Genomic DNA, 263 nt, shown 5'->3' on the forward strand with positions numbered 1-263 from the left:
CTCGGGCTGATCTGCCAGCCGTCGACAGGCGACCTTTTCGTTGCCAAGCAAGGCGCAGGCGCGCAGCTCAACGGGCGGCCCATGCATGTGACCGGGACCGCCAGTATCTCGACCGGCCTGCTCGGCGTCGGCGCCAATTTCCGTATTCCGCTCCGGCAGGTTTCCGCCTTCATCGAACTGCTTCTGGAAGCGGGCGGCATGTTCATCCGCAATGGATCCGGTGCGCTTATGCTGGCGCAGGTCGCCAGCGGGCGGCTGGCTGG

General features: G+C 66.2%; 1 protein-coding gene. It reads left to right on the forward strand.

The genetic code is table 11. The features are described from left to right. The coding region (locus SB772_RS42220) for an inositol monophosphatase family protein (RefSeq protein ID WP_410838802.1) at nt 1-263 on the forward strand (263 nt) is incomplete at both ends.

It is taken from the genome of Paraburkholderia sp. SIMBA_030 (assembly GCF_046535245.1).
Taxonomy (GTDB): Bacteria; Pseudomonadota; Gammaproteobacteria; order Burkholderiales; family Burkholderiaceae; genus Paraburkholderia.